This is a genomic window from Alteromonas sp. BMJM2, assembly GCF_027257845.1.
In the GTDB taxonomy this organism is placed as follows: domain Bacteria; phylum Pseudomonadota; class Gammaproteobacteria; order Enterobacterales; family Alteromonadaceae; genus Alteromonas.
The window spans coordinates 41,122-64,542 of sequence record NZ_JAPVOT010000008.1; the positions used below are offsets into that span (position 1 = coordinate 41,122).

Here is a 23,421-nt window from a genome sequence, read left to right on the forward strand (position 1 = left end):
TATAACCGAGACAGGCAGTTTTTGATGATTTAATACAACACCTGAATTCGGTGCTGAACAAAAGATTACGGAGATTGAAGACTCACCTTTGATGAGACTGGTAGGTCGAAATTACCTTTTGACTACTCAACAGTGTAAAAGTAGCACCTCGGAGGATAGGGAACAAGTAAATTGATCAAGTGATGATCAATTTGCATCTCTTAAAAAAGCTGAAATGAAGAGCGATTTTTAAAACGTTCGATCTCTACAGTATTGGCAGCTAAACTCGCTAGACAATCTAAGACGGACGTTCGCTACATTCAATTAATCGCGTATCGAACGAGTAGAGATTAATAGCGTTACTGCCAAGGCAGGCACTACCATTAAACTCACTCGGTCTTTTTGATTACGCTTTCGCTATCTAAATTAGATAGAAACATCGACTTTCTTTATGATAACGAGCCAAGCGATTTCCCTGAATACTGTTCTAACTCGTCTGTGCGACCTTCTTTAATTTTGTTCGCCCAACTTGGGTCTTGGAGCAAGGCTCTACCTACCGCCACTAAGTCAAATTCACCAGCGCCTAAGCGCTCTAATAGATCATCTACAGAGCGAGTGTTTGAGTCCTCCCCTTTAAACGCACCAAAAAAGTCATCGTTCAAACCCACAGAGCCTACGGTGATTGTGGATTTTCCGGTGATTTTTTTTGTCCATCCGGCCAAGTTTAATTCGCTGCCGTCAAACTCACTTTCCCAATAACGGCGCTGAGAGCAATGGAAAATATCAACGCCAGCTTCGCTTAAAGGATGTAAAAACTGCTCTAGTTCTTGAGGTGTCTGAGCAAGTCGAGCAGTGTAGTCTTGTTGTTTCCATTGAGAGTATCGAAGTACAATGGGAAAGTCTGGTGATGTTGCTGCTCGGATAGCTTTTATAATCTCAACGGCAAACCGACCGCGATTTTCCATATTGCCACCCCAACTATCCGTGCGTTGGTTAGTACCCTCCCAGAAAAACTGGTCAACTAAATATCCATGGGCACCATGGATTTCAACGCCGTCCATACCAATACGTTTTGCATCAGCCGCGGCTTTGGCAAACGCTTCAATCACAGACTCGATATGCGCTACGGTCATGGGCTCTGCACCTTGCTTACCAGGCTTAAACAAACCAGAAGGGCCAGCGCTGGGCAGCTCAGGGAAGGGAGCATTTTCAGCAACACGAGCCATACCAACATGCCATAATTGTGGCATTATTTTCCCGTCAGCATTGTGAACTTCGTCTACTACCTGTTGCCAACCAACCAGTGCATCGTCTCCGTGAAACCGTGGGATAGTAGCGCCCATTGTCGCCACTTTATCATTTACGGTTGTACCCTCGGTAATGATAAGTCCAGTGCCGCCCTCTGCACGTCGTCGATAATATCCAGCTACATCACTAGTTGGCACACCATTAGGTGAAAACTGTCTCGTCATTGGTGCCATTACAATACGGTTAGTGAGTGATAAACCTTTATTCTTAAAAGGAGTAAAAAGTGTGTTATTTGACATTAGGCTTTTCTTAAATTGGGTAATTAATATTGAAAAAAATAGTAACCTGAGAGGTGGCGAAGTCAATTTTCTATTGGTGATAGTAATTTATAAATCATCGCGGTGTATACCAATGTAAACTTTCAGCCTCATTTTTAAGTATTGAGTTACATGCATTTTATTAGTACCGCAAAAAATAATCACAGAGAGGAAGTTATGACACGAAAAAGGACAACGGCTTTAGTCGGGCTTTTATGTAGCAATGTATTTTTTAATGTAGCAACGGCGCAGGCGGTGAAAGTAGCAGAGCTAGAAGGAACACAGATTACGGGTGTGACAGTGAGTAGCAAAGGTCGCCTGTTCGTCAATGCCCCGAATTGGCGTGATGGTGTGGATTTTAGCGTTGCTGAAATTTCGATGAAGGGAGAAGTTAGTAAGTATCCGAATAGCTCAGCAAATCGCTGTACTAGCGATAGTCTTGTAAAAGATGACTGCTTTCTTGCTGTGCAGTCGGTAGTTGCGTATAAAAATAAACTGTATGTGCTTGATACTAGAAACCCAAAATTTAAAGGTGTAGTCGATGCCCCGCGCGTGTTTGTTGTTAATTTGGATACTGACGAAATAGAGCGAATATTGACGCTGTCAAAAAATGCTTACCATCCAGATTCTTATATTAATGATCTTCGCGTAGATGATAAAACGCATCGAATTTATATGACTGACTCGGGACATGCAGGGCTGGTTGTATACAATTTAAATGACGACTCGAGTTATAGAGTACTTGATAACCATCCATTTACCAAAGCAGAAGTGGAGACCTTATCGATAAAAGGGAAGCCGTTTAATATGCAGGTGCAATCAGATGGTATCGCCCTTGATAGGTTGAATGACACACTTTATTTTCACGCGTTATCGGGCTATTCACTGTATGCAATAGATACAGCGGATATCAGCAATGACGCTAGCGCTAATGTCGCTAGGAACGTGCGCACTGTAGCGCAAACCGGTGCGCCCGACGGTATGCTTTATCATAATGGCAATTTATATTTAGCTGATTTAGAGAGGCAACAAGTTCAGTATTTAACACCTAGCCAGTCGCTAGAGACATTGGTGGAAGGGAGCGCTGTTAATTGGGCTGATACTTTTAGTGTTTATGAAAACACGCTTTATTACACTAATAGCAAAATTCAAGACGCCGGTGATGATGTGAGTAATATGTCGTTTGAAGTTTACAAGGTACCTTTACCAGCACAATAACCAGTGTATAAATAGCAATTGCCGTCGCAACGGAAGGTTGCGATGGCGTTCTGGTTCAAAGATTTTAGATACAAGTAGAACAATGAGATTTACAGTTTTAAATTAACGTGGCGAATCTGAAGAGTGCTTAGAACAAACACATTCTTATTATAGAGGTACTTTTATTTTCAACGGTTGCTTTGCCACGCAGCAGCACGGCAGAATTTCATCATCATCAATAAAAGCAAGCGGGTCGGTGGTATATTCCACTTCACCTTCAAGGAGCTTGGTTCTGCACGCGCCACAAAAACCCTCTCTACAGTGGTAGTGAATATTGATACCAGCAGCTTCAATAGCGCTTAATAGGGTTTTATCGGCAGGGGCGTTGATCTGCCCCACATCGACAATGTCGATGCGGAGCATCTCGTTACTACTATTCATTAAACTGCGTAATTACAGTTCAAAGTCAGCGAAGTCTTCTTCACTTACCGCTGAGTCAATTTGACCAACAAGATAAGAACTAATCTCAGACTCTTGAGGAGCTACCTGTACGTTGTCTGAATTGAGGTAGTTATTCATCCAAGGCAGAGGATTGCTGCTAACATCAAACGGAGCATCGAAACCGATGGCTGTCATGCGCTGATTAGCAATGTACTCTACGTAAGAGCATAAGATTTCTTTATTCAGGCCAATCATTGAGCCGTTTTGGAATAAGTAATCCGCCCATTCTTTTTCTTGCTCAACGGCGTTCATAAAAATAGCACGAGCTTCGTCTTTACATTCTTCCGCAATCTGCGCCATTTCAGGGTCGTCTTTACCCTTTGCCCACAAATTCAACACGTGTTGAGTTGAAGACAAGTGAAGGTTTTCGTCGCGAGCGATAAGGCGAATAATTTTAGAATTACCCTCCATCAGCTTGCGTTCTGCAAATGCGAACGTACATGCAAAAGACACATAAAAACGAATGGCTTCTAGCGCATTCACTGAATTCATGCACAGGTATAGCTTTTTCTTAAGCTCGTACATACTGATAGTGTGGGCAATACCGTCAACCGTATGTACGCCTTCGCCTTGGGTTTGCCAAAGCTGGGTCGCAAAAATCAAATCGTCATAGTATTTAGAGATATCAGCAGCGCGACGCTTTATTTCATCGTTTACCACGATGTCGTCAAAGATCTCACTTGGATCAGAAAACAAATTACGCAATATGTGCGTGTAAGAGCGAGAGTGAATTGTCTCGTAAAAAGACCATGTCTCAACCCAGGTTTCTAATTCAGGCAGTGAAATGATAGGCAAGAACGCAATGTTAGGGCTTCTGCCTTGTACCGAATCAAGTAAGGTTTGGTACTTAAGGTTAGAAATGAAAATGTGCTTCTCTGGCTCGGTTAATTTCTGAAAATCAACACGATCCCGAGTGACATCAACTTCCTCAGGGCGCCAAAAGAAGCTTATTTGTTTTTCAATAAGCTTTTCGAAAATGGCATGCTTCTGCTGGTCGTAGCGTGCAACGTTCACGGGGTTGCCGAAAAACATTGGCTCTAACAACGGGTTTGTACTTTGTTGATTAAACGTAGTGTATTTCATGATGACCTAACTAAAAACTTAATGATAAACGCGTATTTTTATTTGTGTTCTTGCTGCTATCTAGTACCTTGCGGCGCACCGCAAAGGCGCATGCAGTATCTAAAAAGTTAGATTTTGCACGCACCGCCGGCACAATCATCATCTTCTTCTATCACAACTTCTTCTTGACGAGGAAGTGGCTCACTAGCTTTTGCATCTAGTGCTGAAGTGTCTGACGCGCCGTCGCGAGTATTATGGTAATACAATGTTTTCACACCAAGCTTGTAGGTGGTTAACAGGTCTTTGAGCAATAGCTTCATCGGAACCTTATTACCATCGAAACGACTTGGATCGTAGTTTGTATTCGCTGAAATTGTCTGGTCGATAAACTTCTGCATAATACCAACTAGTTGTAGATAGCCATCGTTAGATGGAATATCCCATAATAACTCGTATTGATTTCTTAAAGTCTCATACTCTGGAACAACTTGTTTTAAAACACCATCTTTACTGGATTTGATACTGATAAATCCACGAGGCGGCTCAATACCATTGGTGGCATTTGAGATTTGTGACGATGTTTCTGACGGCATCAACGCTGACAGTGTTGAGTTACGCAAACCATGGGTTTTTACCTCTTCACGCAGTGTGTCCCAATCGTAGTGCAGAGGCTCGTTACACACCTTATCCAAGTCTCGCTTGTAACTATCGATAGGCATTATACCTTGCGAATAGGTCGTTTCGTTGAACTTTGGACAAGCGCCTTTTTCTTTGGCTAGATTGTTTGATGCTTTAAGCAGGTAGTACTGCATTGCTTCGAACGTGCGATGCACAAGACCGTTCGCACTGCCATCAGAGTACTTAACGTTATTTTTCGCTAGATAATAAGCAAAGTTAATTACACCAACACCCAAGGTTCTGCGACCCATAGTGGCGTTAAACGCTGCTGGTACTGGATAATCTTGATAATCTAGCAAATTGTCGAGAGCTCGAACCGCTAAGTCTGCTAGCTCTTCAAATTCGTCTAATGACTTAATAGCACCTAAATTAAATGCAGACAGTGTACAAAGGGCAATTTCACCTTCTTCGTCATTAACATGCTGAAGTGGCTTAGTTGGAAGCGCGATTTCAAGACAAAGGTTACTTTGACGTACCGGTGCGACTTCAGGATTGAACGGACTGTGAGTATTGCAGTGGTCCACATTTTGAAGATAAATACGGCCAGTACTTGCTCGCTCTTGCATAAACAAGCTGAACAATTCCATTGCCTTTATTTGTTTCTTACGAATGCTATCGTCATTTTCATATTTAACGTAAAGCTCTTCAAACTTGTCTTGGTCGGCGAAGAATGCATCGTATAGGCCAGGTACATCAGAAGGGCTAAATAATGAAATGTAGCCGTCCTTCATCATGCGCTGATACATGAGCTTGTTAAACTGAACACCGTAGTCGAGGTGGCGAACGCGGTTTTCTTCAACACCACGGTTGTTTTTAAGTACTAAAAGAGACTCAACTTCCATGTGCCAAAGTGGGTAGAACAACGTCGCTGCACCACCGCGAACACCGCCTTGTGAACAGCTTTTAACTGCCGTTTGGAAGTACTTGTAGAAAGGGATACATCCAGTGTGAAATGCTTCACCACCGCGAATGGGGCTACCTAGAGCACGAATACGCCCAGCATTCACACCAATACCGGCACGTTGACTTACGTACTTAACAATAGCGCTAGCGGTTGCATTGATTGAATCTAAGCTATCACCCGCTTCAATAAGAACGCATGAGCTGAACTGACGGGTAGGGGTTCTAACGCCAGACATAATTGGCGTTGGTAATGAAAGTTTAAACGTAGATGCAGCATCGTAAAAGCGTCGGATGTAATCCATGCGAGTTGCTTTGTCATAATTGGCAAATAAACAGGCGGCAACTAAGATATAAAGAAACTGTGCGCTTTCATAGATTTCACCAGTAACACGGTTTTGAACGAGGTATTTCCCTTCGAGCTGTTTAACCGCGGCGTAGCTAAAGTTCATGTCGCGCCAATGGTCGATATACGTTTCCATTTCGGCGAACTCTTCTGCGGAATAGTCTTCAATCAAATGACTATCGTATTTGCCCATTTCAACCATTTGCTTAACGTGGTCGATAAGCGCTGGCGGTTCAAATTGTCCGTATGCTTTTTTGCGAAGATGGAAGATAGCTAGGCGTGCAGCAAGATACTGGTAATCTGGCGCGTCGGTAGAAATAAGATCCGCCGCCGATTTAATTAATGTTTCATGGATCTCACTAGTATTGATCCCATCAAAGAACTGTATTTGCGCTTTAATCTCAACCTGCGAAACAGAAACGTTGCTAAGTCCTTTTGCCGCCCACGTTACTACCTTATGGATTTTTTCTAAATCAATAGACTCTTTTTCACCATTTCGTTTGGTGACAAATAAATTATTATTCATGTTTCTTGGCCGTTTTCTGTTAGCGCATAAAGCGTGGGTTTAACACCCATTTTAGTTTTAATTCGTGTTGTGTTTCTAAGGTGTCTCGTTGTCATTTTTAGCGTGTCTACACACAGCGTTAACCGCTGCTAGTGTGATGCTGTTTTTGCACTTATGCTCACATCATTAAACACACTAAAGCCGTCTAAACTGAAATACACGAGTAGAGACTGCTTAAAATTTTCTGCTTTTGTTGTGTCCAGTGAAAGCGTCGCGTAGAACTTGTTACGTGACGTCTGAGCTTTGATCCTGAAAAATTACTGCCGGATCGCGCTGAGGACAGGACACAAGATAGTGAGGTTTTCGCTGTAATGCAACCCAATATCTGGTGGTATTTCCATCACTCAATCTGGCACAGATTTTACGTTAGTGGAGACTAACTTTTTAGCGTTCTACAAGCGTTAATCAAACCAAATGCAAGCACTTTTGAGAAAAATGATCGAACGCTAAATTAATTTAATATTAAAAACGTTTTTTTATAAAAACACGATATATGGTGTATGAATTATCATCATGCCCCTACATATAGTGTTAACTTAATCTGGTGCTACTGTATATAGTAGGTAATTAACATCCACATTATCAGCAGAAAGATAAAAGCCTTGTGTGATCGGATCCATATGAAGGCCTGTCATGTCTCGGGGAAGTAAACCCGCATTGTCAGTCATCGACATAAGCTCAGAAGGCTTCAAAAATTTACTGTGATCGTGAGTACCTTTAGGAACTAATCTGAGCACATATTCAGCTCCAACGATCCCCATCAAATACGATTTGATATTTCGATTAAGCGTAGAAAAGAACACATGTCCTCTTGGCTTAGCAAGTGCAGCACAAGCAGAGACAACTGATGCTGGATCGGGCACATGTTCAAGCATTTCCATGCAGGTGACGACATCAAACTTGCCAGCGTTATCAGCAGCAAAGTCCTCAGCAGTTGAGCAAACGTAGTCAACTTTGGCTCCTGATTCCAGGCCGTGAAGCTTTGCCACTTCTAGGGAAGCTTGGGCCATGTCCAATCCAGTTACCTCTGCACCGGCCTTGGCCATTGATTCGGCAAGGATACCTCCACCACAGCCGATGTCGATAACTGACTTACCGAATAGGCCTTGTGCATTTTGATTAATAAAGTCCAGACGAAGAGGGTTTATAAGATGAAGCGGCTTAAATTCTCCCTCTGGATCCCACCACCGAGAGGCGAGTTGGGAGAATTTATCAATTTCGTGTGGGTCGACATTTGTTACAGCTTTATTTGTCATAGACGAGTGAATCCTTCAATAGCATATAAATAACATAACGCAAAAAGGAGAGTAGGAGTTACAATTTTCCATACTATTTATTGATTATACAGGGTCAAAAACTGCTGCCTGCACGAAAAATAAACGCTTACCTTATATTGCTCTAATAAGCGTAATTAAGCGCTACATAAATCTGTCATCAAGTGGTACACTCGTGAGACGATTATGAACCCACATAATAACAATAGTGCGCACCATGACATTGTTTTTTGATTTCTAAAAAGCAGGTCAAAACGGATAACGCAGAACAAATTAAGAAAAAGGGATTAAGCAGTTTATGTCTGATAACGCTAAAGAAATTCTCCCCGTTAATATTGAGGAAGAGTTAAAAAACTCCTACCTCGATTACGCGATGAGCGTTATTGTCGGGCGAGCATTGCCTGATGTAAGAGATGGCTTGAAGCCAGTTCACCGCCGAGTATTGTTCGCGATGAACGAACTCAAAAACGACTTCAATAAGCCATATAAAAAATCTGCCCGTGTGGTAGGCGATGTCATTGGTAAATATCATCCCCACGGTGATTCTGCTGTGTACGACACTATTGTTCGTATGGCGCAGCCATTTTCATTGCGATATATGCTGGTTGACGGGCAGGGTAACTTTGGCTCTGTAGATGGCGATTCGGCAGCTGCAATGCGTTACACCGAAGTTCGCATGGCAAAAATTGCTCATGAGCTATTGGCCGACCTAGATAAAGAAACCGTCAATTTTGTTCCAAACTACGACGGTACCGAATTTATTCCTGAAGTGCTGCCGACTAAGGTACCTAACCTGCTAGTAAACGGCTCGTCAGGTATCGCCGTTGGTATGGCGACTAATATTCCGCCGCATAACCTAACTGAAGTGATTAACGGGTGTGTCGCGCTTATTGAAAACCCTGATTTGTCTATCGACGAATTGATGACTCATATCCCAGGTCCTGATTTCCCAACAGCTGCAACTATCAGCGGCCGTAAAGGAATCGAAGACGCTTACCGTACTGGCCGTGGTAAAATCTACCTGCGAGCAAAGGCTGACATTGAAACTGACAGCAACGGTAAAGAAACCATCATCGTTAACGAAATACCGTATCAAGTTAATAAAGCTCGCCTTATCGAAAAAATGGCCGAGTTAGTTAAAGAAAAGCGTATTGAAGGTATTTCAGCATTACGTGATGAGTCTGATAAAGACGGTATGCGTATTGTTATCGAGGTTAAACGCAACGAATCAGCCGAAGTATTGTTAAACCACCTATATGCTAATACGCAGTTACAAACTGTATTTGGTATAAATATGGTAGCGTTGGACAATACTCAGCCTAAGATATTTAACCTTAAAGAAACGCTAGAAGCATTTATTCTTCACCGCAGAGAAGTGGTTACACGTCGTACGGTGTTCGAATTACGCAAAGCACGAGATCGTGCGCATATTCTTGAAGGCTTGGCAATTGCGCTTGCTAATATCGACCCAATTATTGAGTTAATTAAAGCGTCAAATAGCCCAGCTGATGCGAAAAAAGCATTAGTTGCACAAGGTTGGCAGCTAGGCGACGTGTCGCAAATGCTAGAACGTGCCGGCGACGACGCTGCGCGCCCAGATTGGCTAATGCCGGAGTTTGGTATTCGCGAAGGAAAGTATTTCCTGACCGAGCAACAGGCTCAAGCTATTCTTGACCTTCGCTTACACAAGCTGACAGGCCTTGAACACGAAAAGATTTTAGAAGAATACAAGCAACTACTAGAGATCATTGCTGAATTGCTTCACATATTAAACAGCCCAGAGCGTTTGATGGAAGTGATTCAAGAAGAACTCGAAAAAATACGTGAAGAATACGGTGATGAACGCCGTACGGAAATCACAGCGGCAAGCCACGACATTGATATAGAAGATCTGATCGAGAGAGAAGAAGTGGTTGTTACGCTTTCTCGCGAAGGCTACGTGAAATACCAGAAGCTGACAGACTACGAGGCGCAACGACGTGGCGGCCGTGGTAAATCAGCAACGAAGATGAAAGACGAAGACATTATTGAAAAACTGCTTGTGGCAAATACCCACGACCATATTCTTTGTTTCTCAACTCGTGGAAGACTGTATTGGTTGAAGGTGTATCAACTGCCGTTTGCCAGTCGTAATGCCCGTGGTCGTCCAATTGTGAATATTTTACCGTTGGAAGAAAACGAACGTATTACTGCAATATTACCTATCAAAGAGTTTGTCGAAGGCAAATATGTCCTTATGGCGACAGCGAATGGTACGGTGAAGAAGACTGACTTAAGCCTTTATTCTCGTCCTCGTGCGAACGGTATTATTGCCGTTAATCTGAACGAAGGCGACGAATTGATTGGTGTTGATATTACTCACGGTGATGACGATATCATGTTGTTCTCTGACGCTGGAAAAGTGGTTCGCTTTAACGAAAAGCTACGCGATAGCGAAACCGGCGAAGTGAAACGCGACCCTGAGACTGGAGAAGAGCTTCTTGCACTTCGTCCAATGGGTAGAACCGCAACGGGTGTTCGCGGCATTCGACTACAAGATGATCAGAAAGTGGTCTCACTTATCGTGCCTAAAGGCGACGGTCCGATACTAACGGCCACCGTAAACGGTTTCGGTAAGCGTACACCGCTGGAAGATTACCCTGCGAAGAGTCGAGCAACACAGGGTGTTGTTTCAATCAAAGTTTCAGAGCGTAACGGAAAAGTTGTTGGCGCCGTGCAAGTGGACGAAACCAACGAAATGATGTTGATCAGCGACCAAGGTACACTTGTTCGTACGCGAGTAAGCGAAGTCTCAGTAGTGGGACGCAACACCCAAGGTGTTCGCTTGATGCGAACGGTAGAAGGTGAACACGTGGTTGGCTTACAACGTATTGAAGAAGTTGCAGAGTTACCTGAGCTTGATGAAGAAGGTAACCCTATTATTTCTGAGGCGTTACCTGAGCAAGAAGAAAACGTCGCACAAGACGACGACAGCTCAACGACAGAAGACTAGGGGTAGTGCAAGTTACTTGAATAGTAACTATTTATTGGCAGCAGGCGATGTAAGCTGTTGGTAAGCATTATCATTGTTCTTATAAACAAGCGGCCTATGCCGCTTGTTTGCCAATTGGCGATTTAATTGGCTTCTCAATTGGCAACTAGTATACAGGTGTTGAATAACGCGATGAATGAGGTATTTAACTTTAGCGCTGGCCCAGCAATGCTTCCAAAAGAAGTGATGCAAAAAGCCCAAGGCGAATTCACAAATTGGCGTGACTTACATTGCTCTGTCATGGAAGTAAGTCATCGAGGTAAAGACTTTATTGAGATAGCCGCAAAGGCCGAGCAGGATCTGCGCGACCTTTTATCTATTCCCTCAAATTATCACGTCCTGTTCACCCATGGCGGTGGTCGTGGTCAGTTTGCTGCGGTCCCTCTTAATATTTCTAAGCATGACGATACAAGTCTTCACCTTGTCAGTGGCTCATGGTCTGAAGGCGCAGTTGCAGAAGCAAATAAATATAACAATGCAGTGGTTGTTGGCGAGGTAACGGAGAAAGACGGAATGCACTTTGTTCCTCAGCCTTCACTGGCCAATATAGACCAATCGGCTGCGTACTATCATTTTTGTCCTAACGAAACTGTTGATGGAATTGCTTTTGATTGGCTCCCTGAGTCAGGCGATGTGCCTTTAGTGTCTGATATGTCTTCAACGATATTGTCACAGCCTTTGGATGTAGCTAAACACGGCATTATTTATGCCGGTGCGCAAAAAAATATAGGTCCAAGTGGTTTGTCAGTAGTGATTGTTCGTGAAGATTTAGTAGGCTACGCTAGAAAGGAAACACCTTCTATCTTTGACTATGACCTAGCTGCTAAAGCGGATTCTATGTACAACACACCGCCAACCTTTTCATGGTATTTAGCCGGTCTCGTTTTTGAGTGGCTGAAAGACATGGGTGGCGTAAGTGCAATGGCAAAACGTAACGCGGAAAAAGCGTCGCTGTTATACTCGGCCATTGATAGTTCTGATTTCTATTCAAGTAAAGTACATTCACACAATCGCTCAAAAATGAATGTGCCGTTTCACCTTGCAAATACTGACTTAGACGGGTTGTTTTTAAAACAGTCTCAAGAAGCAGGGTTGCTTGCGCTTAAAGGCCATCGGTCTGTAGGCGGTATGCGTGCAAGTATTTACAATGCCATGCCAGTAGAAGGCGTATTGGCGCTTGTAGAGTTTATGCGTGAGTTCGAACGAGTGAATGGATAAGAAAGGAATAGACAACAAGATGGAACAGTTAACATTAGAACCGATTGCAAAAGTATCGGGTGAGGTCAATGTACCTGGTTCAAAAAGTCTGTCAAATAGAGCGCTTCTGCTAGCCGCTCTGGCAGAAGGTGATACCGAACTGACGAACCTACTTGATAGTGATGATATTTCTCACATGCTTAATGCGTTAACCCAACTCGGCGTGAGTTACACGTTAAGTGAAGATAAAACCCAATGTGTAGTAACGGGTAATGGCGGTGCTTTTGATGTTGCAGCGTCCCAAGAGTTATTTTTAGGCAATGCAGGAACGGCAATGCGCCCTTTGTGTGCAGCATTAGCCGTAAGTAACGTAGATGCAATCCTTACCGGTGAGCCTCGTATGGAAGAGCGACCTATCGCTGACTTAGTCGATGGGTTACGAGAAGCCGGTGCCGATATTACTTATCTAAAGAACGACGGCTTTCCGCCGCTTCATATCAAGGGTAAAACATTAGCCGGCGGTGAAATGTCGGTTGATGGAAGTGTGTCTAGTCAATTTCTTACTGCTTTGCTGATGGCTGCTCCCTTGTTTACCGGTGATGTCACTATTCGAATTAAAGGTGAGTTGGTTTCTAAGCCCTACATTGATATTACCCTGAACACCATGGCTAAATTTGGTGTTCAAGTTAATAACGATAACTATCAAACATTCACCATTTCTGGTGAGGAGAAATACGTGTCTCCAGGTAAGTTTATGGTTGAAGGCGATGCGTCATCAGCTTCCTACTTTCTTGCAGCCGGCGCGATTAAAGGTGGTACGGTACGCGTAACCGGTATAGGCCAAAATAGTATTCAAGGTGATATCCGCTTTGCAGATGTTCTTGAAGCTATGGGGGCTAACATTGAGTGGCACGATGAATACGTAGAAGTCACAGGGGCACCGCTTAAAGGTATATCGATGGATATGAATCATATTCCTGATGCCGCCATGACGATTGCGACCACGGCACTTTTTGCCGATGGACCAACGACCATGACAAATATTTACAACTGGCGTGTTAAAGAAACTGACAGGCTACATGCAATGGCAACTGAGTTAATGAAAGTAGGTGCTAAGGTCGAAGAAGGTCACGATTATATCAAAGTATGGCCTACCGATAGTCTGAAACATGCAGAGATAGACACCTACAACGACCACAGAATTGCCATGTGCTTTTCCCTTGTGGCGTTAAGTGATACGTCTGTGACCATCAACGATCCTGGCTGTACTCGAAAAACGTTTCCTGATTACTTTACTCGGTTGAAAACACTTTTTTCAGAAAACGCTTAAAACAGTAACTTCTTAGAGCGCTTTAATAACTCCGAGAACCTGATGCACATCATTGCTAGCGATTTCCAGCCTAGCATGGATGTGCTGACGGCATTGCTAATCTCGTACTAACGAGTATAATTGCGCGCGATTTTTAGCAATTTTAAAAATATGGAGCAGGTATGCATTCCACACCCGTAGTCACGGTCGACGGCCCAAGTGGTGCTGGTAAAGGTACACTTAGTAGCTTATTAGCCAAAAAGTTAGAATGGCATTTTCTAGATAGCGGTGCAATTTATAGGGTTCTAGCAGTTGCTGCTCTTCACCACGACCTTCCGTGTGATGATGAAGAATGTATTGTTCCTCTTGCGACAGGACTTGACGTTAGTTTCGAGACTAACGAGGACACGACCCGCATTATTCTAGAGGGCGAAGATGTCACCGATGATATTCGCACTGAAGAAGTGGGAGCCGTGGCGTCAAAAATTGCTGCATTGCCGAGAGTACGCGAAGCGTTGCTTCGTCGACAACGCGCTTTCCAGCAATCCCCAGGCCTCGTTGCTGACGGTCGTGATATGGGCACAGTGGTGTTCCCTGATGCCATGGTAAAGATATTTCTTACCGCAAGCGCTGAAGCGCGTGCAGAGCGACGCTATAGCCAGTTGAAAGCAAAGGGCATGGATGTTAACATTGCGCGCCTTTTGACCGATATCAAGGCGAGAGACGAGCGCGATACACAGCGCACGGTTGCACCTCTGGTACCGGCAGAAGACGCTGTAATTATAGATTCGACAGACTTGGATATAGACCAAGTCTTTGAAAAAGCGATGGATATTATTTCCTCACGGCGTTAATTTCGCGGTGGTAAAATACGTTCAAAGCAGAGCTGCTACAGGAAGTGGCGGCGATTTTTTAATAACCCCGCGTTATCCGGATTAGAAGCGTGGATATCAACTTAAAAGTTATCTGAGACTTATGACTGAAAATTTTGCACAACTTTTTGAAGAAAGCTTACAAGAACTAGAAACACGTCCAGGTTCAATTGTAAAAGGTACTGTTGTTTCTATCGACAAAGACATTGTTCTTGTTGATGCGGGCTTGAAATCAGAAAGTGCTATCCCAGTAGACCAATTTAAAAATGCTGAAGGCGAATTAGAAATCGCTATCGGTGACGAAGTAGATGTTGCACTAGATGCAGTAGAAGATGGTTTCGGTGAAACTATTCTTTCTCGCGAAAAAGCGAAGCGTCACGAAGCATGGGTTGAGCTGGAAAAAGCTTACGATGATAAGGTTACTATTAAGGGCGTTATCAACGGTAAAGTTAAAGGCGGTTTCACTGTTGAAGTAAACAGTGTACGCGCGTTCCTTCCAGGTTCATTGGTTGATGTACGTCCAGTACGTGACACAACTCACCTTGAAGGCAAAGAGCTTGAATTTAAAGTTATCAAGCTTGATGCAAAACGCAACAACGTTGTTGTTTCTCGTCGTGCAGTTATCGAAGCGGAAAGCAGCCAAGAGCGCGAGTCACTTCTTGCGAACCTTGAAGAAGGTCACGAAATCAAAGGTATCGTTAAGAACCTTACTGATTACGGTGCGTTCGTAGATCTTGGTGGCGTAGACGGTCTTCTTCACATTACAGATATGGCTTGGAAGCGTGTTAAGCACCCAAGTGAAATCGTTAATGTTGGCGATGAAATCAACGTTAAAGTTCTTAAGTTCGACAAAGAGAAGCAACGTGTTTCTCTTGGTATGAAGCAAATGGGCAACGATCCATGGCAAGAAATTGCTTCACGTTACCCTGAAGGAACTAAGATCAACGGTCAGGTTACTAACCTAACTGACTACGGCTGCTTCGTAGAAATCGAAGACGGCGTTGAAGGTCTTGTTCACGTTTCTGAAATGGATTGGACTAACAAAAATATCCACCCATCTAAGGTTGTTAACCTTGGTGATACGGTAGATGTGATGGTTCTTGAAATAGACGAAGAGCGTCGTCGTATTTCTCTAGGTCTTAAGCAATGTATTGCTAATCCTTGGGAAACATTTGCTGAGTCGCACGAAAAAGGCGACAAAGTATCTGGTAAGATCAAGTCAATTACTGACTTCGGTATCTTCATCGGTCTTGACGGCGGCATCGACGGTCTAGTTCACCTTTCTGATATTAGCTGGAACAAGTCTGGTGAAGACGCAGTTCGTGACTATAAGAAAGGCGACGAAATCTCTGCTGTTGTTCTTCAAGTTGACCCAGAGCGTGAGCGTATCTCTCTAGGCGTTAAGCAAATTGAAGAAGACCCATTCAACAAGTATCTGACAGATAACAAGAAAGGTGCTATCGTTGTTGGTACAGTAACTGAAGTTGAAGCGAAAGGCGTTACTGTAAACCTAGCTGAAGAAGTTGACGGTTATATCCGCGTTGCAGATATTGCTGTTGAGCGTGTAGAAGACGCGACTGAAGTAGCGAAAGTTGGTGATAGCATTGAAGCGAAATTTATGGGCGTTGACCGTAAGAACCGCACAGTTAACCTATCTGTAAGAGCGAAAGATCAGGCTGACGAAAAAGAAGCTATCGAGAAAGTTAATCAGCAAGATGATGCTGGTTTTGCTAGCGCGATGGCAGAAGCATTCAAAGCGGCTAAAGGCGAGTAATGCTTTTGTGGGTGTGCTTAGGCGCACCCAATTCGCGATAGCTGTTTAAACAATAATAGTGACAATGAGGTTAAGTATGACCAAGTCTGAATTAATTGAACGGCTCGCGGATCAAGCGCGTCAGGTTCCAGCGAAAGAACTAGAACTGGCTATCAAAGAGCTTCTTGAACAAATGGCACAAACCCTTCAAAAGGGCGAGCGCATAGAAATTCGAGGTTTCGGCAGTTTTTCACTGCACTATCGTGCGCCACGCGTCGGTAGAAACCCTAAAACGGGTGAAACAGTTAAGCTAGACGGTAAGTATGTACCGCACTTCAAGCCAGGAAAAGAACTCCGCGAACGAGTTGATGCCTCAATAGCATGATTTTTAAAAGCCGCTGTTAAAGCGGCTTTTTTGTGTTCGCTTTTCCAATTCAATTCGATATTCCGCTAAAGCTACATATTTAATGCGTATATTCTGTTATACGTAGCGCTTGCTGTTAATAACTATTGACCCTCACTAAAAGACAGTTATATATTATTGCTATAAGAATAAACGGTTTTAATTGAAGTAATGTCAGCCGGCGAAGAACAAGCAATAATAAAACAATATCAGCCGCTAATTCGTGCACTCATTCCCTACGAGCAACAAAATCGCTTGTTAGAGGGGATTAATAAGTTTTCTAAACGTTTACCGAGTGGTGTTCGAAAAGTAGTCAAAGAGGAAGTCGTGAGGCTTACCTCCCTAACAGACGCGCCTGCTGATAACTCCGCCTTTGCACATTTTCCTGTTATGAAGTTTAAACACTTCGGCATTCAGATGCGTCTAGATAAGGTGGGCGCTAAGATCCTAAAAAGTGAAACCTCACTTTATCAAGACAGATATACCGTCGGTGTCTTTGAATCGGTGATGAACTCTGATTTCTATCAGAACCAAATAAAAAAAGACCAGTTTAAAAAAATCGTAGATGCGTTCAATATTGAAGGTCAGTCTTTTACTGACATCGATTTTGGCGATGATATCGCAATAAGACCCAATTTTACCGTAAGCTCTCCAGAATTTGAAAAGGGAAGGCATTGCAGTGTAAGTGCTTTTTCTCATCTTGGTATGGTGGTAGAAACAAAGCGACCACCTAATGTAACCACCGGCGATACCATAATTTTTACGTTGCCCGAAGTTGCAGGGTTAACCAAAGAATCCACGGAAATAGCATTTAACCTTCAAGCGGTTAAATACAATAAGCACCTTGGAAAGTACGAGTCTTTTTTTGTATTTCCCGATGACATCGAGCCAGGTTTTCTAGCTAATCTAAAACGCTACGTTGAAATCACCGCTTATCGACAGCCGCTACAACGAGATTTAGAGATAGAGCGCGCGATGCAGGAATTAGAGCGCGATAGAATTTTAGAGAATAGCCCTTGGTTACCCGTTTATTTATCAGCCAATAAAAAATCTCTCAAGCCGACAATAGCGCTTTTTACTAAAGCGAACGTTGAGCACAATAAGACTCAACGTTTACTAAATAGTCTACAAGATAAGCCTTTTTTTGAAGCGTTAGCTAAAGAGCTTTTGAAATACAATGAAGCGTTTGTCTTTCACGGAACCATCAAAACCAAAAATGCGACGGTGAAAATTACGGCTACGCATAGACAGTTGGTGGAAATGGGCCAATTAAACGCGTTAGTTTATTTACTGGCCAAAAACGATGATTTTATCTGTAGTCATTGTCGTCTCGATACTGTATCGAAAATCGACAAACAGAAAGCGTTTGCCATTCACGATATTGCTAGCAAAGAGTTTGAACAGCTATCTGCTATCTCCCACGTACTTTATTGTAAAGATATCTCGAGCTATATAGGTAATTTAACCTTAAGTGCAAAATGTAGTTTTAAACCGTTATCCAGCGATCTCAAAGCTAGCGGTGATAATTGGCATATCGACTATGTTATGGAAGAGGATTTAGACAGACGTAATGAAACACGCTACGTCATAGATAAAATAGCATCAATTAAAATTGGGCTGTTATCTTCACTGGAGGCGCGTGTTTCAGATTTGTCTGCCAGCGGTATGAAACTCATTGTTGCTCCAAACAGTGAATTACAAAAAGAAATTCGAGTTTCTGTACCAGACCTTAAAATCAAAAATGAGAAATACAAGGTTGTACACTTTGAACCTCATTCGGGTGTTGTCAGGCTGTGTTTATCTGAAGTTAGTCGAAAAACTAAAGTTAGCGCCAATGTAGACACTATTGTTGAGGAAAATACGGCTTATTTTAAGGTGAGAGATATCGCTCGTATTCAGCGTTTAACCCATCGATTCATTTGGGAATTAGCGGTCAGACACATGCCGTCTCTTGCAGTACTGTGTGTAATGAATCGATTTACGCTAGATAGGCTTAAAACCGTTTATCAAAGTGACAACTCGGATGATTTATTTCCGTTTTCACGTACTCAAAATATTATTCCTCTGCACGGCTTTTTTGCTGATAAAGGGCAAGCCAAACCTAAATCTCTCATTCTTGAAGCGATGTTTAAAGAGTCCATACAGCAACATTTAGTCGTGCATTGTGTTCGTAAAAGCGACAATCGGCTTGTTTTCATTAGAGAGCGAGATTTTTTATATTCCAAGCTCCGTACACAAATTAAAGAGCAGTTGGACGAAGGAAAAATTCAGCTAAGTGCTACAGACGTAACGGCAATACGCTGTCACGGTGCTATTACGCCCTTAACTAAAAAACGATTGGCACAATTATCAAAGCTCGATAAAGCGATGTACGATAAATTAGAAACGATGCAGGCAGGGTATACTCACTGTATTTTCATTACTAATATGTCTGCGTTGCATCACGATCTCGTCACTGAGAATTTAATAGCAAAACGAGAGCCGAAAGAGCCAGAATCTGAGCCAGCCTAATAGATTTTCTGCATTATTTATCGAATAGCTAACAACATTGAGTATTGCTTTTTTGTGTTATCTTTTTTCCCATTTTGCTATTCTTACCAACAAATCAAATTAAAGGGTTTTATGTGAAAGGGATCGTATCATTTTTGATCATTCTTGCGCTGCTAATTGTAGCGTTCGTTATTGGTTCGCAAAACGAGGGAGTGGTTACGGTAAACTATCTAATTGCCCAAGCAAATATTAGATTATCGACATTAATCGCGATTTCGCTTTCTATAGGCGTCGTTGTTGGTATCTTGATCATGCTAGCGAGTTGGATGCGTTTAAAGGTTCAGCTTATGTCGGCGCAATCTAAGGTACAGCACTTGGAAAAAGACCACTAATGCTAGAGCTGCTGTTTTTACTTTTACCTGTCGCGGCAGGTTATGGCTGGATAATGGGGCGCAATAGCGTTCGCCAGGCACAAAGAAAGCAGTCGAGCATACTGTCTAAGCATTATTACAAAGGTCTTAATTTCCTGCTTTCAGACCAACCTGACAAAGCCGTTGATACGCTAATTAAAATGATTAACGTTAATAGCGATACGGTTGAAACGCATATTGCCATGGGCAGTTTTTTTCGCCATCGAGGCGAGATAGACCGCGCAATTAAGGTGCATCAAAACTTAGTGAGTCGTGATGAACTTCAGCCTGCGCAACGGGAAAACGCGTTGCGAGAATTAGGGCAAGATTACACTCAAGCAGGATTTTTAGAGCGCGCTGAAAACGCGTTTCTCCAGTTACTCAACAGTGAAAAACACTATCTCATAGCCCAACAGCAGCTTTTCAGTATTTATCAAACAACCAAAGAGTGGCAGCGAGCTATTGAGCTAGCTGAGCGCATGGTGGAATGCCACGGTGATAACGATGATGTGTGTGAGCGACTTGCACATTTTTATTGTGAACAGGCAACGGTTGAGCTTAAGAACGACAGCCAAGGCGCTGCGCTTACTTTACTTCAAAAAGCGGTAAATGCAGATTCACACGCGGTTCGGCCATGGCTTATGCTAGGCGAATTGGCGCTTAATCAAAAACGATATACCGATGCTACTGCGTATTTTGTGCAGGTAGCTGAGCGAGATATTAACTGGTTTAGTGAAGCGGTGCCAAATTTAGAAAAAATTGCTGAAGAAACTGGTGAGTGGGATAGTTTCGAAAAGAACTTAGAAGCACACTGGCAAGAATGCGCTACGTCATACCTAGCCATGGTTGATGTTTTGCTGAAAAAAGGTGAGATATCGCAAGCCAGTGAATACTTAATTGAGCAGCTTAGAAAGCGCCCAACCATGCGTGGTTTTAAAACCCTGATGGGTCTTTATATCGATCAACTGAGCGATAAGAATACTGCCGATAGTTTACGATTATTAAAAGAGTTAGTTGGAAAACAAATGCTTCAGCGCCCAAAGTATCGCTGTAATAGCTGTGGTTTTTCCGGGAGAAAATTGTATTGGCTATGTCCATCGTGTAAGAAATGGGGCGTAGTTAAACCCATAAAAGGGTTAGATGGAGAGTAATGATTTATGTCCAAAGCTATTCCTAATGAAGCTGCTCAAGAACCCCGCGTCATTGTAGCGCTTGATTACGACGATAAAGACACCGCATTAGCGTTTGTCGATAAGCTAAGTCCCAGTTTGTGTAAGCTCAAAGTAGGCAAAGAAATGTTTACTTTATTCGGGCCCGAGTTTGTAAAGTATTTGGTCGTTAAAGGGTTTGACGTTTTCTTAGATCTAAAATTTCACGATATCCCCAATACTGTGGCAAAGGCCTGTAAAGCCGCTGCTGAACTTGGTGTGTGGATGGTAAACGTTCATGCCTCTGGCGGTTTGCCAATGATGCAGGCCGCAAAGCTTGCTATTGAAAATAGCAATAACCCTAAAACTAAACTGATTGCTGTTACTGTGCTAACCAGCATGGATCAAGAACAGCTTTCAGGTGTTATTGATAATGTAACGCCTGAAGAGCAGGTATTGCGACTGGCAGCGTTGACTGAAAAAGCAGGCTTAGACGGTATCGTTTGCTCAGCGCAAGAAGCAGCTGCACTACGCAAACGTCATAGTGATGATTTTTTACTGGTAACACCTGGCATAAGGCCTAGTGGAAGCCAAGCTGGTGATCAGAAGCGAGTAATGACGCCGCCTGATGCTATTAAAGATGGGGTAAGCTATTTAGTGATGGGACGACCCATTACACAGGCTTCAGATCCCGTGGCAGTGTTAGCAGAGGTAAATGATTCTATTCGTTGAAAGTGGGTTATTTTGAAGTGTTTGGGTTTTTCTAGACCTTCTACAGAGTTTTTATCGAGCGGTTCTTGATCATTTATTGAACTCTTATCAATAACCGCCACATGCCTTGACAGTGAATTCGTTTTCGGTTCATCAATCGAATGCATATAAAAAAGCTCGACGTCTTATTACAGACATCGAGCTTTTTTATTAAGTGGACTAACCCAAAGCAGTAGCTGCTAAATTATAGACCGTTAAGCGCTACTTCTGCTGGCGTATAAGTTAGGCCAAGTTCTTCACCCAACGCATCGACAACCGCCTTATACGTAACTTTTCCTTCGTGGGTGTTCAAACCCGCAAGTAAATGCTTGTCATCTAGCATTGCTTGAACAGGACCTTTGTTTGCCAAAGCAAGGCCAAACGGCAGAGTTGCATTGTTTAGTGCCATCGTTGAAGTGCGTGCAACACCACCTGGCATGTTAGCAACACAATAGTGCACAACATCATCAATGATATAAACAGGGTCTTGGTGTGTCGTTGCTTTTGAAGTTTCAAAACAACCACCTTGGTCAATGGCAACGTCCACTAATACCGAGCCAGGCTTCATTGCTGCAATCTGTTCACGGTTAAGTAACTTAGGCGCTGCTGCACCAGGAATTAATACCGCGCCTACCACTAAGTCAGCTTTCGACGAATAGTGCTCAATTGCGTCAACAGTAGAATATACGGTCTTTACTTGGCCATTAAAAATATCGTCAATCTGACGCAAGCGTGGAAGTGAGCGGTCAAGGATCACGACTTCAGCGCCTAAACCCAAGGCCATTTTCGCTGCATTAGTTCCCACAACGCCACCACCAATAATCAGTACTTTACCTGGTGCTACACCTGGTACACCGCCAAGTAGGGTTCCGCTACCACCGTGGGCTTTTTCCAAGTAATGGGCACCGGCTTGCACAGACATACGGCCTGCAACTTCACTCATAGGCGCCAGAAGAGGGAGGCCGCCGCGGTCGTCAGTCACCGTTTCATACGCAATACATGTTGCGCCAGATTCAACAAGAAGTTTAGTCTGCGTTGGGTCTGGTGCAAGATGAAGGTAGGTATATAAAGTCTGACCTTTTCGCAGCATTTTACATTCGTTAGGCTGAGGCTCTTTTACCTTTACAATCATCTCAGCTTCTGCAAACACTTGCTCAGCGGTTGACGCAATAGTAGCCCCTGCAGCCTCGTACATCTCATCAGTAAAGCCAATGGCGTCGCCTGCTAATGTTTGAACTAGCACAGAGTGACCGTTGCTTGTAAATTCTTTTACTGCAGCTGGCGTAAGGCCAACACGATACTCGTGGTTTTTTATTTCTTTTGGTACACCAACTAACATACTAGGTCCTCTTATTACTGATGAGCTCTGAGTGGCTCGGCTTTAAAAATAACTATGTGTTTATTTTGGCGAGTATACGTTAATAAAAAGCGAACTATGTGCTGAAAAATAGAATTTACTAGCATATAGTATGGCTATGATTGGCTTTTGAAAAATATTATATGTTAGTAAAAACCCCAAAACACCTTGACCGAATAGACAGGAATATTCTGGTTCAGTTACAAAAAAACGGACGGGTTTCTAATGTGGAACTGGCTAAGGAAGTGGGCCTGAGCCCCAGCCCTTGCCTCGAGCGGGTTAAGCGATTGGAAAGCCAAGGCTATATAAAAGGCTACCATGCCATTGTGGATCCAGAAAAACTTGGCGCCGCAATGTTAGTGTTTGTGGAGATAACATTAAGCAAAACTTCGGTGGATATCTTTGCAGAATTTTCTGCTGCCGTAAAATTGCACGATGATATACAAGAATGTCACTTAGTCTCAGGCGACTTTGATTTTTTGTTGAAGGCAAGAGTGGCAGATATGTCTAGCTATCGAAAGCTATTAGGGGACACATTACTGCGCTTGCCGGGCGTCAGTGAGTCTAGAACTTATGTCGTTATGGAAGAAGTCAAAAGTACGTCTTCTTTGCGCATTAATTTGAAATGATGAAA

18 protein-coding genes are annotated in these 23,421 nt (G+C 43.1%); 12 read left to right on the forward strand and 6 right to left on the reverse strand.

The genetic code is table 11. The features are described from left to right. Positions 1-428: 428 nt before the first annotated feature. Positions 429-1,526: an NADH:flavin oxidoreductase gene (locus O9X84_RS10445; protein ID WP_269519698.1), complete on the reverse strand. Its 1,098-nt coding sequence runs from the start codon at positions 1,524-1,526 to the stop codon at positions 429-431. 195 nt (positions 1,527-1,721) lie between these two features. On the opposite strand from O9X84_RS10445, the gene O9X84_RS10450 reads away from it, so the two are divergent. Continuing rightward, entirely contained in the window at positions 1,722-2,762 is a 1,041-nt protein-coding gene (locus O9X84_RS10450; RefSeq protein WP_269519700.1) for an L-dopachrome tautomerase-related protein, read from the forward strand. A 147-nt stretch (positions 2,763-2,909) separates the two neighbouring features. On the opposite strand, the gene yfaE is transcribed toward O9X84_RS10450, so the two are convergent. The 4 genes from yfaE to ubiG form a co-directional block, all read right to left on the reverse strand. Further along, positions 2,910-3,182, reverse strand: coding sequence for a class I ribonucleotide reductase maintenance protein YfaE (yfaE, locus tag O9X84_RS10455; protein WP_269519701.1), 273 nt, complete (start codon positions 3,180-3,182; stop codon positions 2,910-2,912). A 12-nt stretch (positions 3,183-3,194) separates the two neighbouring features. Next, complete coding sequence (nrdB, locus tag O9X84_RS10460) at positions 3,195-4,325, reverse strand: class Ia ribonucleoside-diphosphate reductase subunit beta (protein WP_269519702.1); 1,131 nt, start codon at positions 4,323-4,325, stop codon at positions 3,195-3,197. A 107-nt stretch (positions 4,326-4,432) separates the two neighbouring features. Continuing rightward, the gene (nrdA, locus tag O9X84_RS10465) at positions 4,433-6,754 is read right to left on the reverse strand and encodes a class 1a ribonucleoside-diphosphate reductase subunit alpha (protein WP_269519703.1); all 2,322 of its coding nucleotides are present in this window, start codon (positions 6,752-6,754) and stop codon (positions 4,433-4,435) included. Between the two features lie 575 nt (positions 6,755-7,329). Continuing rightward, entirely contained in the window at positions 7,330-8,049 is a 720-nt protein-coding gene (gene ubiG / locus O9X84_RS10470) for a bifunctional 2-polyprenyl-6-hydroxyphenol methylase/3-demethylubiquinol 3-O-methyltransferase UbiG (RefSeq protein WP_269519705.1), read from the reverse strand. Between the two features lie 316 nt (positions 8,050-8,365). Here ubiG and gyrA point away from each other — a divergent pair, with 316 nt between their 5' ends. The 10 genes from gyrA to pyrF all read left to right on the forward strand — a co-directional run bounded on the left by gyrA (position 8,366) and on the right by pyrF (position 21,412). Next, complete coding sequence (gene gyrA / locus O9X84_RS10475; RefSeq protein ID WP_269519706.1) at positions 8,366-11,059, forward strand: DNA topoisomerase (ATP-hydrolyzing) subunit A; 2,694 nt, start codon at positions 8,366-8,368, stop codon at positions 11,057-11,059. 171 nt (positions 11,060-11,230) lie between these two features. Next, complete coding sequence (gene serC, locus O9X84_RS10480; protein WP_269519707.1) at positions 11,231-12,316, forward strand: 3-phosphoserine/phosphohydroxythreonine transaminase; 1,086 nt, start codon at positions 11,231-11,233, stop codon at positions 12,314-12,316. Between the two features lie 19 nt (positions 12,317-12,335). Next, entirely contained in the window at positions 12,336-13,625 is a 1,290-nt protein-coding gene (gene aroA / locus O9X84_RS10485; protein WP_269519708.1) for a 3-phosphoshikimate 1-carboxyvinyltransferase, read from the forward strand. Between the two features lie 161 nt (positions 13,626-13,786). Further along, on the forward strand, positions 13,787-14,458 hold the full coding sequence (gene cmk / locus O9X84_RS10490; protein ID WP_269519709.1) for a (d)CMP kinase: 672 nt from the start codon (positions 13,787-13,789) through the stop codon (positions 14,456-14,458). A gap of 121 nt (positions 14,459-14,579) precedes the next feature. Continuing rightward, entirely contained in the window at positions 14,580-16,250 is a 1,671-nt protein-coding gene (rpsA, locus tag O9X84_RS10495; RefSeq protein WP_269519710.1) for a 30S ribosomal protein S1, read from the forward strand. Positions 16,251-16,326: 76 nt separating this feature from the next. After that, complete coding sequence (gene ihfB, locus O9X84_RS10500; protein WP_032096429.1) at positions 16,327-16,614, forward strand: integration host factor subunit beta; 288 nt, start codon at positions 16,327-16,329, stop codon at positions 16,612-16,614. A 189-nt stretch (positions 16,615-16,803) separates the two neighbouring features. Beyond that, entirely contained in the window at positions 16,804-19,143 is a 2,340-nt protein-coding gene (locus O9X84_RS10505) for a PilZ domain-containing protein (RefSeq protein WP_269519711.1), read from the forward strand. Positions 19,144-19,256: 113 nt separating this feature from the next. Further along, positions 19,257-19,514 (forward strand): LapA family protein, encoded by a 258-nt coding sequence (locus O9X84_RS10510; protein ID WP_269519712.1) that lies wholly within the window; start codon positions 19,257-19,259, stop codon positions 19,512-19,514. Continuing rightward, complete coding sequence (gene lapB / locus O9X84_RS10515) at positions 19,514-20,683, forward strand: lipopolysaccharide assembly protein LapB (protein ID WP_269519713.1); 1,170 nt, start codon at positions 19,514-19,516, stop codon at positions 20,681-20,683. The genes O9X84_RS10510 and lapB overlap by 1 nt, the downstream gene beginning before the upstream one ends. A gap of 6 nt (positions 20,684-20,689) precedes the next feature. Next, on the forward strand, positions 20,690-21,412 hold the full coding sequence (pyrF, locus tag O9X84_RS10520) for an orotidine-5'-phosphate decarboxylase (protein WP_269519714.1): 723 nt from the start codon (positions 20,690-20,692) through the stop codon (positions 21,410-21,412). A gap of 223 nt (positions 21,413-21,635) precedes the next feature. Here the strand turns inward: pyrF and ald are convergent, their stop codons facing one another. Next, positions 21,636-22,769, reverse strand: a complete 1,134-nt coding sequence (gene ald / locus O9X84_RS10525) for an alanine dehydrogenase (RefSeq protein ID WP_269519715.1) — start codon at positions 22,767-22,769, stop codon at positions 21,636-21,638. Positions 22,770-22,930: 161 nt separating this feature from the next. Here ald and lrp point away from each other — a divergent pair, with 161 nt between their 5' ends. Beyond that, positions 22,931-23,416: a leucine-responsive transcriptional regulator Lrp gene (lrp, locus tag O9X84_RS10530; protein ID WP_269519716.1), complete on the forward strand. Its 486-nt coding sequence runs from the start codon at positions 22,931-22,933 to the stop codon at positions 23,414-23,416. Positions 23,417-23,421 lie beyond the last annotated feature (5 nt).

Excerpts from the sequence above, each read along its gene's own strand:
- lapB (WP_269519713.1), top strand. The coding sequence starts at position 19,514 with ATGCTAGAGCTGCTGTTTTTACTTTTACCTGTCGCGGCAGGTTATGGC.
- rpsA (WP_269519710.1), top strand. The coding sequence starts at position 14,580 with ATGACTGAAAATTTTGCACAACTTTTTGAAGAAAGCTTACAAGAACTA.
- pyrF (WP_269519714.1), top strand. The coding sequence starts at position 20,690 with ATGTCCAAAGCTATTCCTAATGAAGCTGCTCAAGAACCCCGCGTCATT.
- nrdB (WP_269519702.1), bottom strand. The coding sequence starts at position 4,325 with ATGAAATACACTACGTTTAATCAACAAAGTACAAACCCGTTGTTAGAG.
- gyrA (WP_269519706.1), top strand. The coding sequence starts at position 8,366 with ATGTCTGATAACGCTAAAGAAATTCTCCCCGTTAATATTGAGGAAGAG.
- O9X84_RS10505 (WP_269519711.1), top strand. The coding sequence starts at position 16,804 with ATGTCAGCCGGCGAAGAACAAGCAATAATAAAACAATATCAGCCGCTA.
- ald (WP_269519715.1), bottom strand. The coding sequence starts at position 22,769 with ATGTTAGTTGGTGTACCAAAAGAAATAAAAAACCACGAGTATCGTGTT.
- O9X84_RS10450 (WP_269519700.1), top strand. The coding sequence starts at position 1,722 with ATGACACGAAAAAGGACAACGGCTTTAGTCGGGCTTTTATGTAGCAAT.
- ihfB (WP_032096429.1), top strand. The coding sequence starts at position 16,327 with ATGACCAAGTCTGAATTAATTGAACGGCTCGCGGATCAAGCGCGTCAG.
- aroA (WP_269519708.1), top strand. The coding sequence starts at position 12,336 with ATGGAACAGTTAACATTAGAACCGATTGCAAAAGTATCGGGTGAGGTC.
- O9X84_RS10445 (WP_269519698.1), bottom strand. The coding sequence starts at position 1,526 with ATGTCAAATAACACACTTTTTACTCCTTTTAAGAATAAAGGTTTATCA.
- yfaE (WP_269519701.1), bottom strand. The coding sequence starts at position 3,182 with ATGAATAGTAGTAACGAGATGCTCCGCATCGACATTGTCGATGTGGGG.
- ubiG (WP_269519705.1), bottom strand. The coding sequence starts at position 8,049 with ATGACAAATAAAGCTGTAACAAATGTCGACCCACACGAAATTGATAAA.
- nrdA (WP_269519703.1), bottom strand. The coding sequence starts at position 6,754 with ATGAATAATAATTTATTTGTCACCAAACGAAATGGTGAAAAAGAGTCT.
- lrp (WP_269519716.1), top strand. The coding sequence starts at position 22,931 with ATGTTAGTAAAAACCCCAAAACACCTTGACCGAATAGACAGGAATATT.
- serC (WP_269519707.1), top strand. The coding sequence starts at position 11,231 with ATGAATGAGGTATTTAACTTTAGCGCTGGCCCAGCAATGCTTCCAAAA.
- cmk (WP_269519709.1), top strand. The coding sequence starts at position 13,787 with ATGCATTCCACACCCGTAGTCACGGTCGACGGCCCAAGTGGTGCTGGT.